A 21,889-nucleotide genomic window follows, 5' to 3' on the forward strand; every position below is an offset into this window, starting at 1 on the left:
TTTCTTCACACCTTAATTCAACTTGAGGTGTGCTCTTATTGTTGGTTTTAGCACACCATATCACACGTCATTATCGGTAAGTTAACGATGTTAACCTTTTGTGATAATTTGGCGATAAGTAGGTGAGATCCATTGTTCATACTGGTTGCAATTAAACAAAGGAGCTCGGTTATGAAACGTACACTAGTGACTGCAAGTCTTATGGCTGCTGGATTATTCAGCCTTCCAACTTTCGCTGCTGATATTGAAGTTAGCGTGACAAACTTAACTCACGGAAATCACTTCACCCCTATTTTGATCGCAGCCCACGACGCTGACAGCCACCTGTTTCAAGTCGGTACCGAAGCTTCTGCAGCGTTACAAAAAATGGCTGAAGGCGGTGACATTGCCGACTTAGATACAGCTGTAACCGTTAATGCAGGCGTAACATCAGCAAATCCGGCAATGGGTTTGCTTGCTGCGGGTGCCAATGTAAGTGGAGTAATGCTTGATACTGGCGACAACACCCATTTATCTATCGTAGCGATGGTGTTACCCACTAATGATGCCTTTATGGGCTTAGACGCTTGGGAAATCCCTACCGAAGCAGGCACGTATACTATGTACGTCAATGCATATGATGCAGGCACAGAAGCCAATGATGAAATCATTAATGGCGGCGGCATGTCTGGCGTACCGGGTATTCCGGCAGCCCCTAGTGGTGACGGTGGAGCCAATGGCACAGGCGTGATGGACAATTCTGACAACAGCAATGTACATACTCACCCTGGTGTTTTAGGTGACATGGACCCTGCTGGTGGTATGAGTGACTTAGACAGTCGCGTACATCGCTGGTTGAACCCTGTAGCCAAAGTTGTGGTGACAGTAAAATAAGGAGGTAGCCCATGAAACGCACTGACTTTACCCTTAAGCCCAGCTTAATCGCCATGCTGGCTGCTGCAACACTGCTTACTGCCTGTGGTGATGACGATGACGATACCGTTGTTGTTACCCCACCAGCTCCAGTGATGCAAACCTTCACGGTAACCGTGACTAACTTGACGGCTAACCAACCAATGTCGCCCGTTATCTTAGCCTCTCATGCTAGTGATACCATGTTATGGAACGCCGGTGAAATGGCCAGCGAAGCACTTGAGAAAATGGCTGAAGGTGGTGATACTGCCGACATAGCTGCACTCAGCGTGATCAATAGCAGCGTTAACGGCACAGGCTTATTAATGCCTGGTATGTCAGAAACATTGACCTTGACCTTAGATGAAGCCGACGTAGCTAGCATTAGTTTGGCCACCATGTTGGTTAACACTAACGATGCTTTTACCGGTATTAACAGTTACACCATTGCCGGAATGGAAGTGGATGCAACAACCGCGATGAAGTTTATGGCTTATGATGCTGGCACTGAAGCCAACAGCGAAGCCAAAGGTACTATGCCAGGACCTGCTGATGGCGGCGAAGGTTTTAACGCTAGCCGTGATGATGTCGACTTTGTGCATATTCATCCGGGTGTTATTTCAATGTACGATGGCTTAGCTGATTCAGTACTGGGTGCATCGCATCGTTTTGATAACCCGGTGTTAGCTGTCACTATTATGCGTACTGAATAATCTTAATCGGTCGTATCGACTGAATGAATTTCAACCCGATTGAAATTTATTCTCCTCAAAGCGGGTCTAAGTATTAATGCAATTACTGGATTTGCTTTGAGGAAGTCACCATGAATGGAAACGCGAAACATAATGGCCATGTTTGTCCGCAACATATTTTGTTAGTAGAAGACGAACAAGACTTAGCTAAGTTAATCATACTTAACCTCAAAGCACTCAACTACAGCGTCGACCACGCCACCACCTTGAAGCAAGCCATGCACATAATCGAGCATAAAAAGCTCGACCTCATATTAATGGACCGCATGCTCCCCGATGGTGATGGCATTATGTTGTGTGAGCAACTACGCCAAGACGGTAAGGAAGTCCCGTTGATGCTATTAACCGCCAAAGATTCAGAAGCAGATGTGGTACTGGGCCTTGAAGCAGGGGCAGATGATTACCTCGTCAAACCCTTTAGCGTATTAGAGCTGCGCGCACGGGTAAAAGCACTATTAAGACGCGGCAAAGCACAACATGAACAAACCCAACAAATTGAATTTAACAGCGTAACCATTAACTCCAGCACTCGTGAAGTTACCGCGTTTAATAAAGCGTTAACCCTCACCGCCCGCGAATTTGATTTACTGCTATTTTTAGCCAAACACCCGCAACAAGTCTTTAGCCGCATGCAACTGTTAGAAGCAGTATGGGGTTATAACTACGATGGCTATGAGCACACTGTAAACAGTCATATAAACCGTTTACGCAACAAGCTTTCGGTATGCTCGCCTGAACATGACCTTGTCAAAACAGTGTGGGGCGTAGGCTACAAATTTTCACCACCAGAGGTGCAAGCCCACTAATGAATCGCTTATTTAATCGGTTGTTTTTAGCATCCACAATCATCGTGTTATTACTGTTTGTGGCGTTATGGCAATGGTTGCAACTTAACCATGAATTCAGCCGTAATCAAATTCAGCAATCACTGCACCTACAACTTGCTGAACACATGGCACATATCAACCCTTTGTTATCGCAAGGGATCACGTCAGACGCCGCGCTTAAAGAAGCCTTTCACGACTTTATGCTGTTAGGGCCAAGCTTTGAAATTTACACCTTAGATCCAGATGGCAAAGTGATTGCTTATGACGCCAAAGAAGAAAAAATTAAAACTCATCGAGTCGATACCACAATCATTCAGCAGTTTTTAAATGGTGACAACCTCCCAGTGCTTGGCACAGATCCGCGCAGCGAAGATACCCACAAGATTTTTTCCGCTAGTAAACTCATCACCGAAGATGGTCTGCACAGTGGTTATTTGTATGTGATCATTGGCGGTGAAGATTACGACAGCTGGCAAGCACTGATTAACGCCGAAAACCAACCTAAAATCTGGGGCGCTACAATCGGTTTTTGGATTATTTTTGCTTTAGTGCTATTCGTGATTTTATTGCGCTATTTTACCCGCCCAATCCAAAAACTCGCTCAAGACTTAACCGAGCTTAAAAACACGCCGATGTCTGACGAACTGATGCTCCCCCAGCGCTATCGTGGCAGCTTAGAAATAAGCCAGCTCAGCCATCATATCAATCATTTATTGCAAGAAATCCAATTGCAACAACAGCAAGTTAAACGCCAACAACAGGCCAAACACGACTTTTTACTGCATTTGTCACATGACTTAAAAACCCCGCTTACCGCATTGTTAGGTTATATCGATACTTGGTTAATATTACCCGAGCACGAGCGCGACGAGGCGCTGATCCAATATGCTGCAAACTCAGGCCAAACATTACAGCAGCTACTGGCACAATTATTAGAATTGGCCGCCCTCGAAAATGGCCAAATCGATGCGCAACTACAACAAGTCAACCTAAGCGAACTGCTTAGTGATATTGAACAAACCTTTACTCCTCGAGCAAAAAAGCTCGGGGTTCAATTAGATTTTGACATCAACCATGCTAGCCAAATCTATACTGACCCTGCACTAATGCGCCGCATACTCAACAACTTGGTCGATAACGCCCTGCGCTACACTCCCGCAGGTGGCAAGATACAAATCATCAATGCACAACACAATGGCCAACAATGGTTAACCGTGCGTGACACAGGTGCAGGCATGCACAAGCATGAAGTTGATGCCCTTAAACAATTGTCGATGACGACATTGTCGTTTGAAGCTAATCAAAGTCTGCCACAACTCGGCGTCGGACTCGCCATTGTCAGGCAATTATTAGGCTTATTGAAATGCAGAATTGAAATAGATAGCCAACCAGGCGTAGGCAGCGAATTTAAGATAGAGCTTGTAACGCAGAGTTAATCTCATTTTTTGAATCGCAAATAATCAGCGATTTCATCGTATCTTCAATTGGTACTGACTCAGGTTTGTTTATCATTAAGCTTCATGATAAACAAAATCAATTATATCTGAACAGAAGAATTAGAACTAAGTCCTAACAAAAAATTGAGTTACTGTGAGTTAACAACATGGCCTGCGGCCACTAACGTCGTGGCGCTTCGCCCACACCAGACCAAGAGGAAACCAACGGCTGTTCCCTCTTGGAACTCCCAGCCACCCCGCAACATTTTCAAACAGCGAAAAGTCGCCATGGGGATTGATCCAGCTTTTAACTTCATTTGTATGCTGCTTCGGACTTATTCTAAAATGCTAACGCTTCCGATGGGGCGTCCCTTCCCCTCGAAAGCTAGCTGGCCGTCCATGGCCAGCTCACGTCATTTTCTTCAACGTCCTCAATAATATGAAACCTGAAAGTGTTAAATCAGTTATAAGCTTTAAATAACTGGCAGCCATAAATAATGCTAAATCGAATAAATAAAAATTCAGGTGCAGATGAGCCAGCGAGTATCCGAAACAGGGATGTTTTGGTTAAGCCCACATGGAAGTGCTTGCGGCGTCTCGCTGGATTATCTGCACGATAGCCTGCAGCAGGCAATTGGTTAGATTGAAGTTTTAGACTTACATTTAGAATTAACATCAATAATATAGAAAGCTAAACTTTTTAAAACTGGTATTAATTAATAATGGATGGCACAGTTAATACTCATTCCCCCCCCAAAGCTTGTCGAGTAGACCTTTGAGTGTTACAACACTCGTCAATCTACTGACTAAATTTGATAATGCTACAAAGCAAACGACTCAACAACACCGTGATTCAGCGATACATAGGATACCTATGCGAACTAGTTAGTATTGATATTCAACAGCAGGCTTAAACGGTATTAGAACTTTATACTTAATACTACGATTGTCATATTCAATGACTTCAATTTCAGCACCTTTATAACGAATGATGTTTGATTTATCCATATCGTATTCAACGCTATTACTAAAAGCATCACGAGCCATGCCACCTGTAAATTCCCTATATGAAGCATTAATTATTTGCCCATTGCTGCCGCTGTAAATTAATGTTTGTTGAAAGTCTTGGGCAGATTCAATACTGCGGGAAATCTCCTCTGGTTCTCCTCCCTCATAACAAGCTGCTTCAGTTACAAATGGAGTTGAAACACAAACTTCTCTGTCATTATTCATTGATAATGCCACTTGCGGATCTACAAATGGATTTTTTATAACGGCCCCTGGATTACCAGTGATCGAGTAGAAGTTTTTACCATTTTTTTCACCTACAGCTTTATAGAACCCTTCGTAAATATCATAACCAACACCATCTATCATCTTTTTAACATGAAGGTATTTTGCTGTAGATACCTTTCCCTGATAAAGCATATTGTCGCCAACAAAAGCCTCTGTTATTTCATCGATAGGAGGCTTAGAAAACTGCTTAATGCTTGTTTGTGCGTTTTGGGGGATGCTAGTACAGCCTGTAGTTATATAAACGAAGGCTAACGAAAATAAAATTTTTATAGTATTCAAGAACAATTCCTTTTGATTTGATGAGGTGGTAACACTTTTTAAATATTACTTTTTTATTTGGTGCAAGACTAGTTTACTTTAATGTGCCATACATGATTGATATTTAATTCACTATTTTTATTTAATAAGTCGAGATACTTTTCCTCATCAAAACATCTTTGCTAGAGCATAGTCACTAACGCATTTCTGTCCATAAATGAGTTAGATGCCTTGATTAAAAATGCCTAAACTCAACTCTGAACTTGAGGCCGTTGAAGAAAATAGCGTGAAGCTCACATGGATGTGAGCTTAGCTCTCGCGGTACAGGATGTACCATCGGAAGCGTTAGCATTTTCGAATAAGGCCGAAGACGGTTAAAGATGAAGTCAAAAGCTGGATCAATCCCCATGGCGACTTTTCGCAGCTATTGTTTTGTAAATAGCGAAAATGTTGCGGGGCGGCTGGGAGTTCCAAGAGGGAACAGCCGTTGGTTTCCTCTTGGTCTGGTGTGGGCGAAGCGCCACGACCTTGTGGCCGCAGGCCATAAAATCTAAATAATAAAAACAGCTAAATTACGGATCACAAGCACTACCAAAAAGACGAAAAAACAAAAAACGAGCAACAAAAAAGCGAATCCGAAGATTCGCTTTTTTTAGTCAATATCACTAATTACTTGTGGTATTTACCTGACAACTCATGCACAGAATTGATAAATGCACCAGCATGTTCAGGATCAACATGTTGATGAATACCATGGCCTAAGTTAAATACATGGCCAGTACCTTCACCATAACTCGCTAGAATTTGATCAACTTCTTGATGAATACGCTCTGGCGTAGCATACAACATTGATGGGTCCATGTTGCCTTGTAACGCCACTTTATGACCTACGCGACGACGAGCATCACCAATATCAACAGTCCAATCTAAACCTAATGCATCACAGCCTGTTTCAGCCATAGACTCTAACCATAATCCGCCGCCCTTAGTGAACAAGGTAACAGGCACTTTACGACCATCAGCAAAACGAGTTAAGCCATCAACAATTTTTTGCATGTAACGTAATGAGAACTCACGGTAAGCGTGATGTGATAACGCACCGCCCCACGAGTCGAATATCATTAACGATTGTGCACCGTTAGCCACCTGAGCGTTAAGATATAACACTACTGAGTCTGCTAACTTATCTAATAACATGTGTAATGCAGCAGGTTCTGCATACGCCATACGCTTGATTTTTTCGAAGGTTTTGCTTGAGCCGCCTTCAACCATGTAAGTGGCCAAAGTCCAAGGAGAACCTGAAAAACCAATTAACGGCACAGAGCCATTCAGTTCACGACGAATCGTACTCACTGCACGCATTACATAACCCAATTCATCTTCTGGATCTGGAATACATAATTTTTTGATTGCATCGATAGTATCCGTTGGACGTTCAAAACGCGGACCTTCACCTGCTTCAAAATACAAACCTAAGCCCATTGCGTCTGGCACGGTCAGGATATCTGAGAATAAAATCGCAGCATCTAAGTCATAACGACGTAACGGCTGTAAAGTGACTTCGCAAGCCAATTCGGCATTACGGCATAAAGACATAAAGTCACCCGCTTGAGCACGAACTTCTTTATACTCAGGTAAATAACGTCCTGCTTGACGCATCATCCATACTGGAGTGACATCAACAGGCTGCTTTAGCAACGCACGTAAATAACGATCATTCTTTAATTCTGCCATGTGGACTTTGTTCCTAGACTGTTATGATTTTTGCTGGGCGTTAGTTTAGCACTTACGCGATTAATGTAACCACTCATGCAGAATTTATGTGAGCTATTCCTAAATCTATGGTCGATTTTATTAACACAACCGCCACTATGCTCACAAAACACACAATACTGATGTGTAAATCGCAATTTATTGGATTAAAAGTTGCGTCGCGTTAAGTGGTTTGGTATAAAAAGTGTGCGCTAGCAAGAACAATCAAGAAGCCCGACAAATCGAGCCTTTGAAAACTTCGTTACCCCGTGATGGCATGCCATCACGGGGTTTTTTATTATCCCACTCCAAGACCCCTGTCCTTTTCATCCCCAAAGCAAGCTCGTCGATAAGCAAATAAAAATAAAACAGTTGATCGCAATACACTTTGTCCAATACATTAGTTGTAACAGAATGGCTGCCAATTAGAGAGAAGACATGCTAACAAAACTAGAAAAAGCAGAAAAACGCTGGGGCGGTTCTCATAATTTAATCGATCAATGGCTTAATCATCGCCGCAAATTATTAATCCAATATTTTATCGTTGCCGGATTAGCACCCTATTCTCGTAGCGAAAAATCACTTCCGAGCATGGATCAAGTGAAACAATTTTGTGCCCAATTAGTTGATTATGTCTCAGAAGGTCACTTTGAGGTTTACAACAACGTTATTAAAGCTTGCGAGAAGTTTGGTGAAACGAGTATCGAAACAGCCAACGCCTTATTACCGCTGATTAGCGAAAGTACTGACACGGCATTGGATTTTAATGATAAATATACCGACGCATCTGACGAACAAGTGCTGTATCAACTCGACAACGATTTATCACATTTAGCACAAGCGATGGAGTCGCGTTTCGAATTAGAAGATGAGCTGCTAGAATTGCTATATCAACGCCTTCCTTAATTGAGCCAGCCCATTAAAAAGTGCGATGAATTGACGCACTTTTTAATACGGTTAACTTGATTGCAGCAAACATTATTGCCGTTTATGCCAGTTTTCAGGCAACTCAACTTGTGACCACAAATGTTGACATAAATCTTGCGGCTGATGCCAATCGCCCATTTTTAACCACTCCACTAATGCATCGCCTACCTGTGGATACGCAATAGGCTTAGGTGACGGGCTTTTTAACCAACGCTTGAGCACGGCAGGATCTAAAGTTTGCATACTTTCTGCCGCAGCAAGTAATTCTAACGCCGCAACGTTAGCAGATTGCTCAAACTGACCCTGTAACGGTTTCACCAATAACTTTTTACCTAACGTCATCGCCTCACTGGCCAACTCAAAGCCAGCATTGCCAATCACCCCACCACATTGAGCCATGTGTTGTTTAAAGCCTTCACGATTAAAACCATGCCAATGAATATGATCTGCTAATGGTTTTAATGGTTTAGTGCTGTGGTAAACAGAAAAGTGATATTGATCAAATGGGGCTAAAAAGGCAGCTATACGATCAGGCTCTTCAAAGGGTAAATAGACTAAAATTTGGTGGCTATGATCACCACCATTGGGCCACACCTCCACAAATGGAGGTAAAATAGGAAAGCCAAAATGATGCCAATGACAACCTAAAGCGATGTCAACGGGTGCAAAATGGTTGAGCAGAAATTCATTAAACCAGCTGTTACCTTGTTTAGGGACTGGATACTGTAATGCTGCTTGATGACTAATGGCGATTGACGGCACATTTTGTTGTTTGGCCGCCCAAGCACTCACAGGTTCAAAATCGTTTAAAACTAAATCATAACCCGTTAAATCGAGCTGCTTAATTTCAGATAAAATGGGAGTGGTTAAATTGTATTTGGCGGTTTTAACACAATTCACACGACCATTTTCGGTTACGAAAGTCATACCATTACGGGTCTGATAATCGCCAAAGCATTGCATATCAAAGTAGTGCTGTGGTCTTCGGCCTGAAAAAAGAAAATCGACATCGATATTATGTTGCTTAAGCGCAGTAGACATTACGCGTGCGCGGCTGATATGGCCATTCCCTGTGCCTTGAACTCCGTACAAGATTTTCATATTGCCTTACACCCCTCAACAGCTTAATGATCAAGATTAAAACGCTGTGCTTCTTTCTACATGAACAGTTACTACATGAAGAGTGGCTACGCGAACCTTTACCACATGTACTGTGACGGCATGAGCGATTACTTCATGAGCGTTCTTAACATAAGTTTTTACAGCATCAGTTGATCGACCAGAAATACCGAGCCGATCCCCAACCCAGCGCCAGCCATAATATCCACAGGATAATGAACTCCCAGAGCGATACGCGATGAGCCAACAAAACAAGCCCAAGCAAACGCAATCGGTGCTAAGGCAGGAAACACCAGATTCACCACGCTAGCAAACACAAAGGCGCCAGCAGTGTGCCCTGAAGGTAAGCTAAATTTATCCGACGGTTCAAAACCAGACTCAAACCCAGCTAACGCATGGCAAGGACGATGACGTCGAATGCTATTTTTCAGCAGTAAATACAACGGAAACTCAACCAAGAAACTCCCCAACACTAAATTAAAAAAGTGTTGACCGTTGGGATGAAAAAACAATAGCGCAACAGATAAATAAGCATAATAGTGGCCATCACCGGTTGCAGATACACGTTTAGCAGCCTGACTTAGGCCGTTATCTCGACTAAATTGCACTATCCAATAAAACCAATATTTATCTAACTGGCTGATACTCTTCATGCCTGACTCCATGTCAAACGTCGGTAATATCATTTAGCTAATATTCATCCGACTAAAGTTATGTATTTGTTAACAGTTTAGATAATAGACAGAGGTAATGAACACGAGGTGACAGTTAGCCTAAAGTTTTATGACACAGCCCAGAGTTGAGTTTCACGTTAGAAATAACCATAAATTCGAGAATAAGCATAAATTAGCGAATAACCATAAAGAAGCTTAACGGCTGATGTTTACCCGCGAGGTCACTTCAACTGAGAATAAGAGATGGGATAAATCGATAACAACGGTTTTATTTAAAATCGGCACTATGTGCTTGCCATTGATGTTACTCACAAGATGTATTGACTCGTCAATAGAGAGCTTATTGTGGGCCATTAAAACGCAGACAGGGGAATACAGAGCGGTTTGATAGCCATTTATTGCTTTAAATCAAAGCGATTTAAAGCAATAACCCCTCAAGTTTGGCTTGAGGGGTTATTAATCGCGACCGTGTTATCGTCATTCACTAACACGATAACTTAATATGACTCGTGCAATTATGCAGTTTGTGGCTGTGCACCTTTATTACGATAAATCTTAATTAAGTGAAAAATGTTAATGCATGCAACAAAGGCATTCATGCCCGCTACTGGCCATGCTTCGATTGCATATCCGTAGGCGACAAAAAAAGAACAGCCAATAAAGTTTAACCATCTTAGTAAAACGATGTCTTTCATCATTAGTGAAATGGCAACCATAACGGATGCGGCATAGCCTAATACTTCAATAATATTGATATTTTCCATAAGAACCTCTGTTTCAGGCTCTCTGCCTTCCGTATGCGTAACGGGGGTTCCGTGCCCCTAAAGCTAGTATTATTTTGTAAACTAACATTAATAAATCTAGCAATATGCTAACAAACTGTAGAGCAAAAATGTAATTAAAAAACGTATTAGGATGACCTAAATCAACATATATCGACTAATTGGTTCAATTTGAAAGAAAATTACTTACAAATTTGATCCCTGTTCTCTATTTAGGCCAATGCGTCATCTGCACATAAGTCACACCATAAGTTGATTTATAACAATCCAGTGATTGATAAGGCTTTTATTTTCATAAAAAGCTCATATAATTCATTTAACTTTGCTTTACCCAGCAATTTACCTTTGCTGTCCAACAGGAGTGAAATATGGAATACAACACCTCAGAACTCTGCGACATGTATATAGATGTAGTCGATGTCGTCGAACCAATGTTCAGTAACTACGGTGGTTGCAGCTCCTTCGGTGGCTCAATCAGTACAATTAAGTGTTTTGAAGATAATGGCCTGATTGCTGAAGCTTTAGAAGAAGACGGTGAAGGTAAAGTATTATTAGTTGATGGTGGCGGATCGTTAAGACGTGCGCTACTCGATGCTAGAATTGCTGAAATTGCTGTAGCCAATAATTGGGAAGGTATTCTCATTTACGGTTCAGTACGTGACGTTGACGCTCTTGAAGAACTTGATATTGGTATCCAAGCGCTTGCTTCGATTCCTGTCGGTGCTGAAAGTAACGGTGTGGGCGAAATCGAAATTCCAGTTAATTTTGGTGGCGTGACCTTCTTACCGGGTGATCATATCTATGCTGATAACACGGGCGTTATTCTGTCTCCAGAACCATTAGATATTGAATAACCCCGTCATAGCCAATTTAGCTTTGTAAAAAGCTGGCAGACAATTCCTTTAAAAACCAGCTATGCTGGTTTTTTTGTGGCTGTAATTCGGAGAATCACCATGTTTAGCGCATTTACTCAGCAGCATTGCGATGCATTATTAAGTTTACGCCCTAATGAAACCAAAATAGGCCAACAGGTTTATCTGGCATCGGCTGAACTGTCATTAGCGCAAAATGCACAACAGGCTAAATCCAGTGGCGCCCAGTTTGCCATTATTGCCATTGCAGAAGATGTGGGACCACGAGCTAACCTCGGCCGAGGCGGCGCTGATGATGCCTTTATCGCTAGCATCAAACAGTTGATTAATTTACAGTCCAATCGATTTCTTAATGGTAACGAATGTGCCATTTTAGGCCAGATCAGTCTTGATACATCAGTATCCACAACCGCTACCGTTGAGCAATTACGCCAAGCAACCGCAAAATTGGATGACATCGTCATTGCTGCAGTAAGTGAAATCATGCAAGCAGGATTAGAACCCATCGTTATCGGCGGCGGCCACAATAATGCTTATGGTTTATTAATGGCAACAAAAGCCACTACAGGCCTACCTGTCGCAGCCGTCAACCTCGATCCACACAGTGATTTTAGACCACGAGAAGGTCGCCACAGTGGTAATGGATTTAGTTATGCCGCCGCCAATGGCGCACTCGACCATTATCATATTCTCGGCTTGCATGAATTAAAAAATAGCGAAGAAACCCTAGAACAACTGAGCCTGTTTGGCGCTACATGGAACAGTTTTCAACAAATTTGGATCCGGCGTGAACTGTCGCTAGAAACTGCATTAAAACAAATCGCTAAAGCATTAAATCAAACCCAACTGCCCGTCGCATTAGAGCTCGATGTCGATGCGATTGCCAATATGCCCAGCAGTGCAGCGACTTTTGCCGGTATATCGATACTCGATGCCTGCCATTATGTGCATTATATTGCTAGGCATTGTCCATGCCATTACGCTCATTTTGCAGAAACTGCCCCAGCATGTCATCACGCGGGTTTAGAAGCGGGTTACCGCGATGCAGGTCAAGGTCTCAGTGAGTTAATTTATGCTTATCTTCAGGGTCGATTAACCGGTCTGAATTAGAATCAGCTACGGCTATTCATTAAAGGCTAATTTTATGCTCTAATGCAGGCAATTTTTTAGCCTTAACTGCTGCTTTTTATTGGGGCTAATCGACGCGAAGCTCATTGCTGCGTTCAAGTTGAAGTGAAATGTATATTAGGTGCAAGGTAAGACAACTAATTGATTGTTGTCACACTCTCGCACCACAGCATTTCAGCAATCATTCGCAATGGCATACACTCGCTATTAATTATCGCACATTATAGGAATATACCGATGTCTGAAGGCGAACCGAAAAACACTCATTTTGGATATAAAACTGTCGAAGCCGATAAAAAAGCAGACTTAGTCGCTGACGTGTTTCATTCCGTCGCGGCAAAATACGACATTATGAATGACGTGATGTCTTTTGGAGTTCACCGCTTTTGGAAGCGCCACACCATTGAAGTCGCTGCTGCAAGACCGGGAATGAAAGTGCTTGATTTAGCCGGTGGTACTGGCGATCTCACGGCTAAGTTTTCACATTTAGTCGGCGATAGAGGTCAAGTCGTTCTTGCTGACATTAATGATTCAATGCTCAAGGTCGGTCGCACTAAATTACGTGACAAAGGTATCGTCAATAACGTCAGCTATGTTCAAGCTAACGCTGAAGCACTGCCGTTTCCTGATAACCATTTTGATATCATCACTATCGCGTTTGGTTTACGTAATGTTACCGATAAAGATGCGGCGTTACGTTCAATGCAACGAGTATTAAAGCCTGGTGGAAAACTACTCGTGCTTGAGTTTTCAACACCTAAACATGAATTAATGCGTAAAGTTTACGACATGTATAGCTTTAAGGTGTTACCTAAAATGGGCGCATTAATCACTAAAGATGCTGACAGCTACGAATACCTTGCCGAATCAATTCGGATGCATCCTGATCAAGAAACGCTTAAACAAATGATGGTAGATGCAGGTTTTGAACAAGTCGACTACACCAACATGACAGACGGCGTTGTCGCATTGCATAGAGGTTATAAGTTCTAATGACCCCTAATCACTTTGCTTTGTTAACTTGTGCTGCCATTGAAACCGCTTTTAACCAACTGCCAGCACAGGCTAAAAGTGACTATGCTCGCCAAAAGTCATTGCACGGCAAAGTATTTTGTATCCAGCTGAGTCAGTTAAACTGGCCCATTTATTTGGTGTTTGCCAAACAAATTCAAGTACTCAGCCATTACGAAGGTGATGTAGCAGTAACCGTACGTGCTGATGTATCAACATTATATCAGCTGACTGAAGGCGCTAATTTAACTGAGCTTATCAAACAAGATAAACTCAGTTTGGAAGGCGATATTCAATTACTGCAATCGTTAAGCCATTATTTACAGAATATTCATGTTGATTTTGCCGAACCATTATCACGTTATATTGGTGATGCTCCGACGCATAAACTCGTTGCTACAGCAAAACAATTTAACCATGATATCAAGCTAGTCTTACAAAAAACTCGCTCACACATCAGCCAGTTAACCACTGAAGAATATCGCCTAGCGCCGCATAAAATCGAATGGCTACATTTTCGTGATAATCTGGACGAACTGGTGAGTCAAACCGAACGTATCGAAGCCAAAATAGCCCAAATAAGAGATCAAATAACGCAATGACAACTGCAAGTATCAGGCGTGGTTACCATGTCATTAAAACCATTCTGCATTTTGGCTTAGATGACTTAATACCTAAACACAAAAAGCCCTGGTATTTCGCCATTGTGCGCAACAGCTTATTTTGGATCCGTAATAAGCATAAAACTAAATCGCCTGCAGAGCGCTTAAAATTAGCGATGCAAGATTTAGGGCCGGTATACATCAAATTAGGGCAAATGCTGTCGACTCGCCGTGATTTACTTGACGACGAATGGGCGTATCAGTTGGCCATGTTGCAAGACAGAGTGCCACCGTTTGATTCTGCTTTAGCACGAGAAGCCATTGAAGCTGAGCTTGGTGCTCCTATCGCAACCTATTTTGATGACTTTAATGACACGCCATTAGCCTCCGCCTCAATATCGCAAGTACACACCGCTACCTTAAAATCTAACGGTAAAGCCGTGGTGCTTAAAGTGCTGCGACCTAATGTTGAGCAGCAGATATTAGCTGACTTACAGTTAATGACTCAAACGGCTAACTTACTCGAAACCTTATTAGGTGACGGTAATCGTTTACGCCCAGCAGAAGTGATTGAAGATTACCGCACCACCATTTTAGGCGAGCTAAACTTAAAGCTAGAAGCGCTTAACGCCATCAAGCTGCGCAATAATTTTCTGGATTCTAATTCGCTGTATGTGCCTTTTGTTTACGAAGAACACAGCTATAAACGCCTTATGGTCATGGAACGCATTTACGGTATTCCAGTCTCTGATACCGAAGCGTTACGAGCTCAAGGTACCAACTTTAAACTGCTTGCTGAACGCGGTGTAGAATTGTTTTTCACCCAAGTGTTTCGCGACAATTTTTTCCACGCAGATATGCATCCAGGCAATATTTTTATCAGTCGTGAACATCCAGACGACCCATTTTATATCGGCCTAGACTGCGGCATTATGGGCACATTAACCGAAGTGGATAAACGTTACCTAGCAGAAAACTTTTTAGCCTTTTTTAATCGCGATTATCACCGTATTGCCCAGCTGTATATTGAGTCAGGTTGGGTATCTGAACACACAGATATTATTGCGTTTGAACAAGCTGTAAAAGTAGTTTGCGAACCCATGTTTAATAAACCATTGGATGAAATTTCATTCGGTCATGTTCTGTTAGAGCTGTTTAGAACTGCGCGTCATTTTGATATTGTGGTGCAGCCACAATTGGTGTTACTCGAAAAAACCTTACTGTATATTGAAGGTTTAGGCCGTCAGTTATATCCACAATTAGATTTATGGCAAACCGCCAAACCCTTCCTAGAAAATTGGATGTCAGAACAAGTTGGCCCTAAAGCCATGTTCAATAAAGTAAAATCAAATGCGCCATTTTGGGCTGATAAACTCCCTGAGTTTCCTGAATTGATTTACGACAATTTAAAACTAGGCCGTAAATTACTCGGCACTCAACAGCAAATGTTAGATAAGTACTTGCGCTACCAACAGAAATCGCACAAGAGTAATTATCTACTTATCACTTCGGCTGTATTATTGATCTGTGGCACAATTTTATTTACTCAAATAGCTACACTATGGCCTGCATATACCTGTATAGGTGCAGGCATATTGATTTGGGCAATAGGATGGCGATCTAGGCCAAAGAATCGTAAGTTTTAGCTAGCACTAATTTATTAGAGGTTCATAATACTTAAAGAATTGGGTGTTATTATGGATTTTGAAATAACTTTTTTACAAAAACCATTTTTACTTTAAAGAGGAAAATCTTCATGGGCGGCATCAGTATTTGGCAGCTTCTAATCGTAGCGTTAATTGTCATTCTATTATTTGGGACTAAAAAATTGCGTTCTTTGGGCGGTGATTTAGGTGGAGCAGTAAAAGGCTTTAAAAACGCCATGACTCCAGAAGATGAAAGTAAATCACTAGAAGACAAAGACCAAACGGCAGCGACTTCGCAACAGGCTGCAGAAAAGCAACCTGAAACAGAATCTAAAGATAAACAGGCGTAATTTATTATGTTTGACGGTATCGGCTTTATGGAGCTGCTGCTGATCGGTATTTTGGGGCTAGTGGTACTAGGCCCCGAAAGACTACCGGTTGCAGTACGTTCGTTAACAGGTTGGATCCGTGCGCTTAAGCGCATGGCTAACTCTGTCAAAGATGAACTTGAGCAAGAGCTTAAAATTGATCAGTTACATGCTGATTTAAAAAAAGCTGAAAGCAAAGGTTTAGCCAATTTGTCGCCAGAGTTACAAGAGTCGATTGATCAGCTGAAAAAAGCCGCTGAATCAGTGAATCGTCCTTATAAGGTTGAAGACACATCACCTGTCGAGCCAAAAAAATCAGCTGACGAGTCTCCTTCAGTCAAAGAAGCTAAGTCATCTGAAGTGACTAGCGAAAACAGTTCAACCCCTAAATCAAACGGATAATCCATGTCGCAACAGCAACCGCTTATTAGCCATTTGCTTGAATTACGTAACAAATTGCTTAAAGCCATTGGCAGTGTGTTATTGGTATTCATTACTATTGTGTATTGGGCTAACGATATTTATCACTACATAGCTTTGCCTTTAATGCGCTCGCTTCCAGAAACGGGCAGTATGATTGCAACCGACGTAGCCGCGCCTTTTTTTGCACCCTTTAAATTAACACTAGTATTAGCATTCTTCATCGCCATTCCCTATGTGCTTTATCAAGTATGGTCTTTTGTCGCCCCTGGGTTATACAAACATGAAAAACGCTTAGTTGTTCCCTTGCTAGCCAGCAGCACCCTGTTGTTTTATCTTGGAATAGCCTTTGCCTACTATATTGTTTTCCCAGTTGTATTTGGGTTTTTCACCAGTGTCGTTCCAGAAGGCGTGCAAGTTGCTACTGATATCAGCAGTTATTTGAGTTTTATTCTAAAATTATTTTTTGCCTTTGGTTTAGCTTTTGAAATACCTGTAGCAGTCGTTTTGCTTTGCTGGGCTGGTGTTACAACACCCGATGAGTTACGCCAAAAACGTCCTTATATTGTAGTAGGAGCTTTTGTTGTTGGCATGGTACTCACGCCTCCCGATATTATCTCGCAGACTATGCTAGCCGTACCAATGCTGTTATTGTTTGAAGGTGGACTAATCGCAGCGCGTTTCTACAGCAAAAAAGAAGATGAGCCAGAGAACGAAGAAGCTGAAAATTAAGCGATAAAGAAAGGCTCTACAGACTAAAATAATAAGGAAGAATCAATGCGTTTAAGTTTAATTGCCGTCGGGATCATATTGATCTCGGCTAATGCATATGCCAATACCAATCTTGGCCAGCAACTGTCTATATGTGCCGCTAAAACGGACAAAACTGTGCGATTAACTTGTTATGACGAATTAGCTGCTAATGCTAAACCCAGTGCTCACATAATGACGACGGCAAATACAACTAAGATTGCCCCATCTGAGGCTCCAAGGCCACCCGCTACACCAAACGTTGTGTTACCTTTGGTTGCAACAAGTCCTCAAGTACTCAGCGTTGATGATTTTGGTTTACAAAAGAAAGTCATAGAAGATGAAGTCGATAAGATTTACTCTGAAGTCATTAGTGTTAAGAAAGATGCGTTAGGCGCATTTGTGATAACACTCAGCAATGGTCAAGTCTGGAAGCAAAGTAGCTCAAAGTATTATAAAATCAAAAAAGGTCAACGCATCTTTATTGAAACAGGTGCATTGAATTCATTTTTATTGGGTAGCGATGATCGCAATGCTACTACCCGAGTTAGACGATTAAAGTAACTACAGTACTTTTATTACATGACTCAATACATCGACATTGCTGTTAATCTGCTTAGCGACAGGCTGAAGCACGATATTGACACTATTATCAATGACGCGGCGAAACATCATGTTTCGCCGTTAATTGTTATTGGCAGCGATCTCGATGAAAGCTCCGACTCAATATCTCTCTGCCAACAATACCCGCAACAACTCTACTGCACGACAGGTGTACATCCGCATCATGCATCATCTTGGGATCAACATAGCAAAGCACGTTTAACTCAGCTGGCCACACAAGACACCGTGGTTGCTATTGGTGAGTGTGGACTTGACTACAATCGTGACTTTTCACCACGCCCGGTACAAAGAAAGGCATTTGCAGCGCAATTAGAGCTAGCTTGCGAACTCAATATGCCAGTGCTGATGCATTGTCGTGAAGCTCATAGCGATTTTATCGCCATTGTAAATGAGTATCGAGCTCATCTCCCTAATGCCTTACTACACTGCTTTACTGGTAGTAAAGATGAGTTAATTGAGTGCTTAGCCGCTGATTTATATATTGGCATTACTGGGTGGATTTGCGATGAACGTCGAGGGCAAGACCTTGCTCAATTAGTACCATTAATTCCTAATAATCGCATTATGGCAGAAACCGATAGTCCTTACTTATTACCTCGCAGTATGCGACCTAAACCTAAATCGAGTAAAAATCTACCCCAATACTTACCTTATATTGTCGAATACATGGCCAATTTACGCCAACAATCACCGCAAACATTGGCGCAAGAATGTTATAAAAACAGTTGTGATTTTTTCCAACTGCCAGTTCATCTAAACGTGAATAATAACTCATGATGCCCCTCATAACTCATCAGTTACAACAGCAATGTAAATATCACTTTAGGGTGTTAATTGGATTATTTTTGCTGTTGATTAGCCAAAACTGTTGGGCTAATACACTCTCTGGAGTACCGCTTAGACTGACATCAGATTCCATAACAAAAATTGAGTTACAAGATTGGGTTTATGCCAATCAAAGTAATGATGTTGAAACTCTAACCACATTATTACAACGGCCAGAAAACAGCTGGAAAAAATTTGATACCAATCAACCATATCAAATAGGCATTAAAAACTATTGGGTGAGTTTTAGTATATTTAATCCCAACGACCATCTATCACGCATTATTGCCTTAGATAACCCATTACTCGACAGTGTTAAAATATACCACCTGATCAATGGGGAACTGGTCAGTACTGAAATAATGGGTGACTCCTTACCGTTTAAGCAACGACCACTACAAAGCAATATCTTTTTATACCCAGTTAATTTTGAACCTGGTGATACACATACTTTTTATTTAAAAATAGACAGCAAAGGTAGCATCAGTTTGCCATTAGTGTTGTGGTCATCAAACGACCTAACACGGCTAACCGAAACCAAGAACTTGTTTAGTGGTATGCAAATAGGCTTATTACTCGCTATTTGCTTGTTCAGTTTATTTATTGCCCTTGCGTCAGCATCTTATAGTTACAGTTATTACAGCGGCTATGTATTAGGACTTACATTACTCACGGCGACAATTCATGGCGTATCATTTCGCTATTTGTGGCCTCAATGGCCCATTATACAACAGTTTATTTTCATTATTATTATCCCATTAACATTGGGTTTTTCATTGATGTTTACTGAAAAAGTATTGCAACTAAAATATCATAATCTAAAAATGCTGCGTATTTGTCGCATCATGGCAGTGCTCTGTTTTGGCTTAACGATCATCATGCCATTTATTAACTACAGTTTTGCGCTGTATGTTTTAGCATTTGTGGTGTTAACTATCAGCACAATCCTAATGGCTTTCTCATTAATCCAAGCTTTTAGCGGCCAACGCAATGCCCCTTTATATGCCATTGGCCGTATGGGCTTAATGATTGGGTGCATCATCACAGGGCTAATTTATCTCGGTCTAATCACCCTAAGCATATCGCCACAAATCCCCGTAATGATAGGACTCACTTTTGAAGTCATCACCATGGCGGCAGTGCTCGCCTTACGTTATAACGATGAACGAAAGGCTAAATTTGAGATCCAGCAACAGACATTAGAGCAAGAACAACGGCTGCGAGAAATCCGTGAAGAAGCACTGCGTAGTGAGGCTGGAAATAGTGAAAAACTTGAGCAAATGGTTCAAGAACGGACACTTGAATTAGAAATTACCTTACGTGAACTCAATGAGGTGAATCAAAAACTGACAGAACAAAACACCATAGACAGCCTTACTGGAGTGAAGAATCGTAGTGCTTTTGATCGTCGCCTCATTGCAGAAGGCCGTATTAGCCGACGCCAACAGACACCGATGTCTTTGTTAATGATTGATATCGATAAATTTAAAAATATCAATGACCAATATGGTCACCTTAGTGGCGACTACACTATAAAGATGATTGCAAATACATTATGTGAATACATTAAACGTCCAACGGATCTCGTATCACGTTTTGGTGGTGAAGAATTTGCTATTATATTACCGAGTACAGATATAGAAGGTGCTGTGCTAGTTGCGGAGCAAATTCGCCAAGCTATCAGCGATCTTACCATTGCCCATAATGGTTACACGATCCCCTTAACGGTCAGTATCGGTGTGAGTGAGACAATTATCGACAGTGATGAGCATCCAATGCTATTACTAGAACAAGCAGATAAAGCCCTGTATAAAGCCAAACGCAGTGGCCGTAACAAAGTCTGCTATTACCCGCTCGAAACAGACGAGATCTAAACCAGGAGTCGAAATTGAATATTATTACTAGTGCCTTTCCACAGCGCAGAATGCGCCGCATGCGTAAACATGAATTTAGCCGTCGTTTAATGTCTGAAAATACCTTAACAGTTAACGATCTCATTTATCCAATGTTTGTGTTAGAAGGTTTTCAACGCTCAGAAAAAATTGCTTCAATGCCAGGAATTGAACGATTTTCAGTTGATCTATTGTTAAAAGAAGCCGCTGAGCTGGTTGAGCTTGGCATTCCGCTTATTGCATTATTCCCCGTGACGCCAGCGGATAAAAAGAGTTTACTGGCAGAAGAATCTTACAATCCTGATGGATTAGTGCAGCGTGCCGTGCGTGAATTAAAGCAAGCATTTCCACAGCTTGGTATCATGACTGATGTAGCTTTAGATCCCTACACGACTCATGGTCAAGACGGTATTATCGATGACACTGGTTATATCATGAATGACATCACCACCGAGATCCTAGTCAAGCAGGCTTTATCTCATGCCGCTGCAGGGGCAGATATTGTCGCGCCATCAGACATGATGGACGGTCGTATAGGTGCAATTCGCCAAGCCCTTGAAGAAAATGGCTTTGTGAATACTCAGATCATGGCTTATTCCGCTAAGTATTCCTCAAGTTATTATGGTCCTTTTCGTGATGCTGTCGGATCGGCTAGTAATTTAAAAGGTGGCAATAAACACAGCTACCAAATGGATCCGGCCAATAGCGACGAAGCATTACACGAAGTGGCATTAGATATCCAAGAAGGTGCTGACATGGTCATGGTTAAACCAGGGATGCCTTATTTAGACATAGTACGCCGTGTCAAAACTGAATTAGCAGTGCCAACATTTGCTTACCAAGTCAGTGGTGAGTACGCCATGCACATGGCTGCTATTCAAAACGGTTGGTTAGCAGAAAAAGCCATTGTGATGGAGTCATTACTTTGCTTTAAGCGCGCTGGTGCTGATGGTATTTTAACCTACTTTGCTAAACGTGCTGCTCAGTGGCTTAAAGAACAAAACTCATAAACCTCCGATATTAAGTGGTTATAAAGC

At 41.8% G+C, this 21,889-nt stretch carries 22 protein-coding genes; 17 read left to right on the forward strand and 5 right to left on the reverse strand.

Features of this window, described 5'->3' with window-relative positions; genetic code table 11:
• Positions 1-171 precede the first annotated feature (171 nt).
• From HNW13_RS11665 to HNW13_RS11680, 4 genes are all read left to right on the forward strand, one after another.
• Positions 172-873, forward strand: coding sequence for a spondin domain-containing protein (locus tag HNW13_RS11665; RefSeq protein ID WP_192115395.1), 702 nt, complete (start codon positions 172-174; stop codon positions 871-873).
• 11 nt (positions 874-884) lie between these two features.
• Positions 885-1,604 (forward strand): spondin domain-containing protein, encoded by a 720-nt coding sequence (locus HNW13_RS11670; protein WP_192115394.1) that lies wholly within the window; start codon positions 885-887, stop codon positions 1,602-1,604.
• A gap of 110 nt (positions 1,605-1,714) precedes the next feature.
• Positions 1,715-2,449, forward strand: a complete 735-nt coding sequence (locus HNW13_RS11675) for a response regulator transcription factor (RefSeq protein WP_192115393.1) — start codon at positions 1,715-1,717, stop codon at positions 2,447-2,449.
• On the forward strand, positions 2,449-3,906 hold the full coding sequence (locus tag HNW13_RS11680) for a HAMP domain-containing sensor histidine kinase (RefSeq protein ID WP_192115392.1): 1,458 nt from the start codon (positions 2,449-2,451) through the stop codon (positions 3,904-3,906). Before HNW13_RS11675 ends, HNW13_RS11680 begins: the two co-directional genes overlap by 1 nt.
• 885 nt (positions 3,907-4,791) lie before the next feature.
• Here the strand turns inward: HNW13_RS11680 and HNW13_RS11685 are convergent.
• Together HNW13_RS11685 and hemE are read right to left on the reverse strand one after the other, a co-directional pair.
• The gene (locus tag HNW13_RS11685) at positions 4,792-5,481 is read right to left on the reverse strand and encodes a hypothetical protein (protein WP_192115391.1); all 690 of its coding nucleotides are present in this window, start codon (positions 5,479-5,481) and stop codon (positions 4,792-4,794) included.
• Positions 5,482-6,129: 648 nt separating this feature from the next.
• Positions 6,130-7,194, reverse strand: coding sequence for a uroporphyrinogen decarboxylase (hemE, locus tag HNW13_RS11690; protein WP_101086245.1), 1,065 nt, complete (start codon positions 7,192-7,194; stop codon positions 6,130-6,132).
• 456 nt (positions 7,195-7,650) lie between these two features.
• Here hemE and rsd point away from each other — a divergent pair, with 456 nt between their 5' ends.
• Positions 7,651-8,118 (forward strand): sigma D regulator, encoded by a 468-nt coding sequence (gene rsd, locus HNW13_RS11695; protein WP_101086246.1) that lies wholly within the window; start codon positions 7,651-7,653, stop codon positions 8,116-8,118.
• A gap of 72 nt (positions 8,119-8,190) precedes the next feature.
• Here the strand turns inward: rsd and HNW13_RS11700 are convergent, their stop codons facing one another.
• The 3 genes from HNW13_RS11700 to HNW13_RS11710 form a co-directional block, all read right to left on the reverse strand.
• Entirely contained in the window at positions 8,191-9,240 is a 1,050-nt protein-coding gene (locus tag HNW13_RS11700; protein ID WP_192115390.1) for an MJ1255/VC2487 family glycosyltransferase, read from the reverse strand.
• Positions 9,241-9,398: 158 nt separating this feature from the next.
• Complete coding sequence (locus HNW13_RS11705; protein WP_182745125.1) at positions 9,399-9,911, reverse strand: phosphatase PAP2 family protein; 513 nt, start codon at positions 9,909-9,911, stop codon at positions 9,399-9,401.
• 536 nt (positions 9,912-10,447) lie between these two features.
• Positions 10,448-10,696 (reverse strand): YgjV family protein, encoded by a 249-nt coding sequence (locus HNW13_RS11710; protein WP_101086249.1) that lies wholly within the window; start codon positions 10,694-10,696, stop codon positions 10,448-10,450.
• A gap of 386 nt (positions 10,697-11,082) precedes the next feature.
• Between HNW13_RS11710 and rraA the strand changes: the two genes are divergently transcribed.
• From rraA to hemB, 12 genes are all read left to right on the forward strand, one after another.
• The gene (gene rraA / locus HNW13_RS11715) at positions 11,083-11,568 is read left to right on the forward strand and encodes a ribonuclease E activity regulator RraA (protein ID WP_101086250.1); all 486 of its coding nucleotides are present in this window, start codon (positions 11,083-11,085) and stop codon (positions 11,566-11,568) included.
• Positions 11,569-11,667: 99 nt separating this feature from the next.
• Positions 11,668-12,696: a formimidoylglutamase gene (locus HNW13_RS11720; protein WP_192115389.1), complete on the forward strand. Its 1,029-nt coding sequence runs from the start codon at positions 11,668-11,670 to the stop codon at positions 12,694-12,696.
• 255 nt (positions 12,697-12,951) lie between these two features.
• The gene (gene ubiE / locus HNW13_RS11725; RefSeq protein WP_011635964.1) at positions 12,952-13,707 is read left to right on the forward strand and encodes a bifunctional demethylmenaquinone methyltransferase/2-methoxy-6-polyprenyl-1,4-benzoquinol methylase UbiE; all 756 of its coding nucleotides are present in this window, start codon (positions 12,952-12,954) and stop codon (positions 13,705-13,707) included.
• Positions 13,707-14,327 (forward strand): SCP2 sterol-binding domain-containing protein, encoded by a 621-nt coding sequence (locus HNW13_RS11730; protein WP_162022215.1) that lies wholly within the window; start codon positions 13,707-13,709, stop codon positions 14,325-14,327. The genes ubiE and HNW13_RS11730 overlap by 1 nt, the downstream gene beginning before the upstream one ends.
• A complete protein-coding gene (gene ubiB, locus HNW13_RS11735) occupies positions 14,324-15,973 on the forward strand; it encodes a ubiquinone biosynthesis regulatory protein kinase UbiB (RefSeq protein WP_192115388.1) in 1,650 nt (549 codons plus the stop codon). The genes HNW13_RS11730 and ubiB overlap by 4 nt, the downstream gene beginning before the upstream one ends.
• Before the next feature lie 110 nt (positions 15,974-16,083).
• On the forward strand, positions 16,084-16,323 hold the full coding sequence (tatA, locus tag HNW13_RS11740; RefSeq protein ID WP_101086254.1) for a Sec-independent protein translocase subunit TatA: 240 nt from the start codon (positions 16,084-16,086) through the stop codon (positions 16,321-16,323).
• Positions 16,324-16,329: 6 nt separating this feature from the next.
• Positions 16,330-16,743, forward strand: a complete 414-nt coding sequence (gene tatB, locus HNW13_RS11745) for a Sec-independent protein translocase protein TatB (protein ID WP_192115387.1) — start codon at positions 16,330-16,332, stop codon at positions 16,741-16,743.
• A gap of 3 nt (positions 16,744-16,746) precedes the next feature.
• A complete protein-coding gene (gene tatC / locus HNW13_RS11750; RefSeq protein ID WP_101086256.1) occupies positions 16,747-17,493 on the forward strand; it encodes a twin-arginine translocase subunit TatC in 747 nt (248 codons plus the stop codon).
• Positions 17,494-17,538: 45 nt separating this feature from the next.
• The gene (locus HNW13_RS11755; protein WP_192115386.1) at positions 17,539-18,075 is read left to right on the forward strand and encodes a hypothetical protein; all 537 of its coding nucleotides are present in this window, start codon (positions 17,539-17,541) and stop codon (positions 18,073-18,075) included.
• A gap of 18 nt (positions 18,076-18,093) precedes the next feature.
• A complete protein-coding gene (locus HNW13_RS11760; protein WP_192115385.1) occupies positions 18,094-18,912 on the forward strand; it encodes a TatD family hydrolase in 819 nt (272 codons plus the stop codon).
• The gene (locus HNW13_RS11765; RefSeq protein ID WP_192115384.1) at positions 18,909-20,834 is read left to right on the forward strand and encodes a diguanylate cyclase; all 1,926 of its coding nucleotides are present in this window, start codon (positions 18,909-18,911) and stop codon (positions 20,832-20,834) included. The genes HNW13_RS11760 and HNW13_RS11765 overlap by 4 nt, the downstream gene beginning before the upstream one ends.
• Positions 20,835-20,848: 14 nt before the next feature.
• On the forward strand, positions 20,849-21,862 hold the full coding sequence (hemB, locus tag HNW13_RS11770) for a porphobilinogen synthase (protein WP_101086260.1): 1,014 nt from the start codon (positions 20,849-20,851) through the stop codon (positions 21,860-21,862).
• Positions 21,863-21,889 lie beyond the last annotated feature (27 nt).

Source organism: Shewanella sp. BF02_Schw (genome assembly GCF_014596695.2).
GTDB lineage: Bacteria > Pseudomonadota > Gammaproteobacteria > Enterobacterales > Shewanellaceae > Shewanella.

Bases quoted from the DNA above. Each gene is read 5' to 3' on its own strand.
- HNW13_RS11665 (WP_192115395.1), top strand. From the start codon at position 172: ATGAAACGTACACTAGTGACTGCAAGTCTTATGGCTGCTGGATTATTC.
- HNW13_RS11670 (WP_192115394.1), top strand. From the start codon at position 885: ATGAAACGCACTGACTTTACCCTTAAGCCCAGCTTAATCGCCATGCTG.
- HNW13_RS11675 (WP_192115393.1), top strand. From the start codon at position 1,715: ATGAATGGAAACGCGAAACATAATGGCCATGTTTGTCCGCAACATATT.
- HNW13_RS11680 (WP_192115392.1), top strand. From the start codon at position 2,449: ATGAATCGCTTATTTAATCGGTTGTTTTTAGCATCCACAATCATCGTG.
- hemE (WP_101086245.1), bottom strand. From the start codon at position 7,194: ATGGCAGAATTAAAGAATGATCGTTATTTACGTGCGTTGCTAAAGCAG.
- rsd (WP_101086246.1), top strand. From the start codon at position 7,651: ATGCTAACAAAACTAGAAAAAGCAGAAAAACGCTGGGGCGGTTCTCAT.
- HNW13_RS11700 (WP_192115390.1), bottom strand. From the start codon at position 9,240: ATGAAAATCTTGTACGGAGTTCAAGGCACAGGGAATGGCCATATCAGC.
- HNW13_RS11705 (WP_182745125.1), bottom strand. From the start codon at position 9,911: ATGAAGAGTATCAGCCAGTTAGATAAATATTGGTTTTATTGGATAGTG.
- HNW13_RS11710 (WP_101086249.1), bottom strand. From the start codon at position 10,696: ATGGAAAATATCAATATTATTGAAGTATTAGGCTATGCCGCATCCGTT.
- rraA (WP_101086250.1), top strand. From the start codon at position 11,083: ATGGAATACAACACCTCAGAACTCTGCGACATGTATATAGATGTAGTC.
- HNW13_RS11720 (WP_192115389.1), top strand. From the start codon at position 11,668: ATGTTTAGCGCATTTACTCAGCAGCATTGCGATGCATTATTAAGTTTA.
- ubiE (WP_011635964.1), top strand. From the start codon at position 12,952: ATGTCTGAAGGCGAACCGAAAAACACTCATTTTGGATATAAAACTGTC.
- HNW13_RS11730 (WP_162022215.1), top strand. From the start codon at position 13,707: ATGACCCCTAATCACTTTGCTTTGTTAACTTGTGCTGCCATTGAAACC.
- ubiB (WP_192115388.1), top strand. From the start codon at position 14,324: ATGACAACTGCAAGTATCAGGCGTGGTTACCATGTCATTAAAACCATT.
- tatA (WP_101086254.1), top strand. From the start codon at position 16,084: ATGGGCGGCATCAGTATTTGGCAGCTTCTAATCGTAGCGTTAATTGTC.
- tatB (WP_192115387.1), top strand. From the start codon at position 16,330: ATGTTTGACGGTATCGGCTTTATGGAGCTGCTGCTGATCGGTATTTTG.
- tatC (WP_101086256.1), top strand. From the start codon at position 16,747: ATGTCGCAACAGCAACCGCTTATTAGCCATTTGCTTGAATTACGTAAC.
- HNW13_RS11755 (WP_192115386.1), top strand. From the start codon at position 17,539: ATGCGTTTAAGTTTAATTGCCGTCGGGATCATATTGATCTCGGCTAAT.
- HNW13_RS11760 (WP_192115385.1), top strand. From the start codon at position 18,094: ATGACTCAATACATCGACATTGCTGTTAATCTGCTTAGCGACAGGCTG.
- HNW13_RS11765 (WP_192115384.1), top strand. From the start codon at position 18,909: ATGATGCCCCTCATAACTCATCAGTTACAACAGCAATGTAAATATCAC.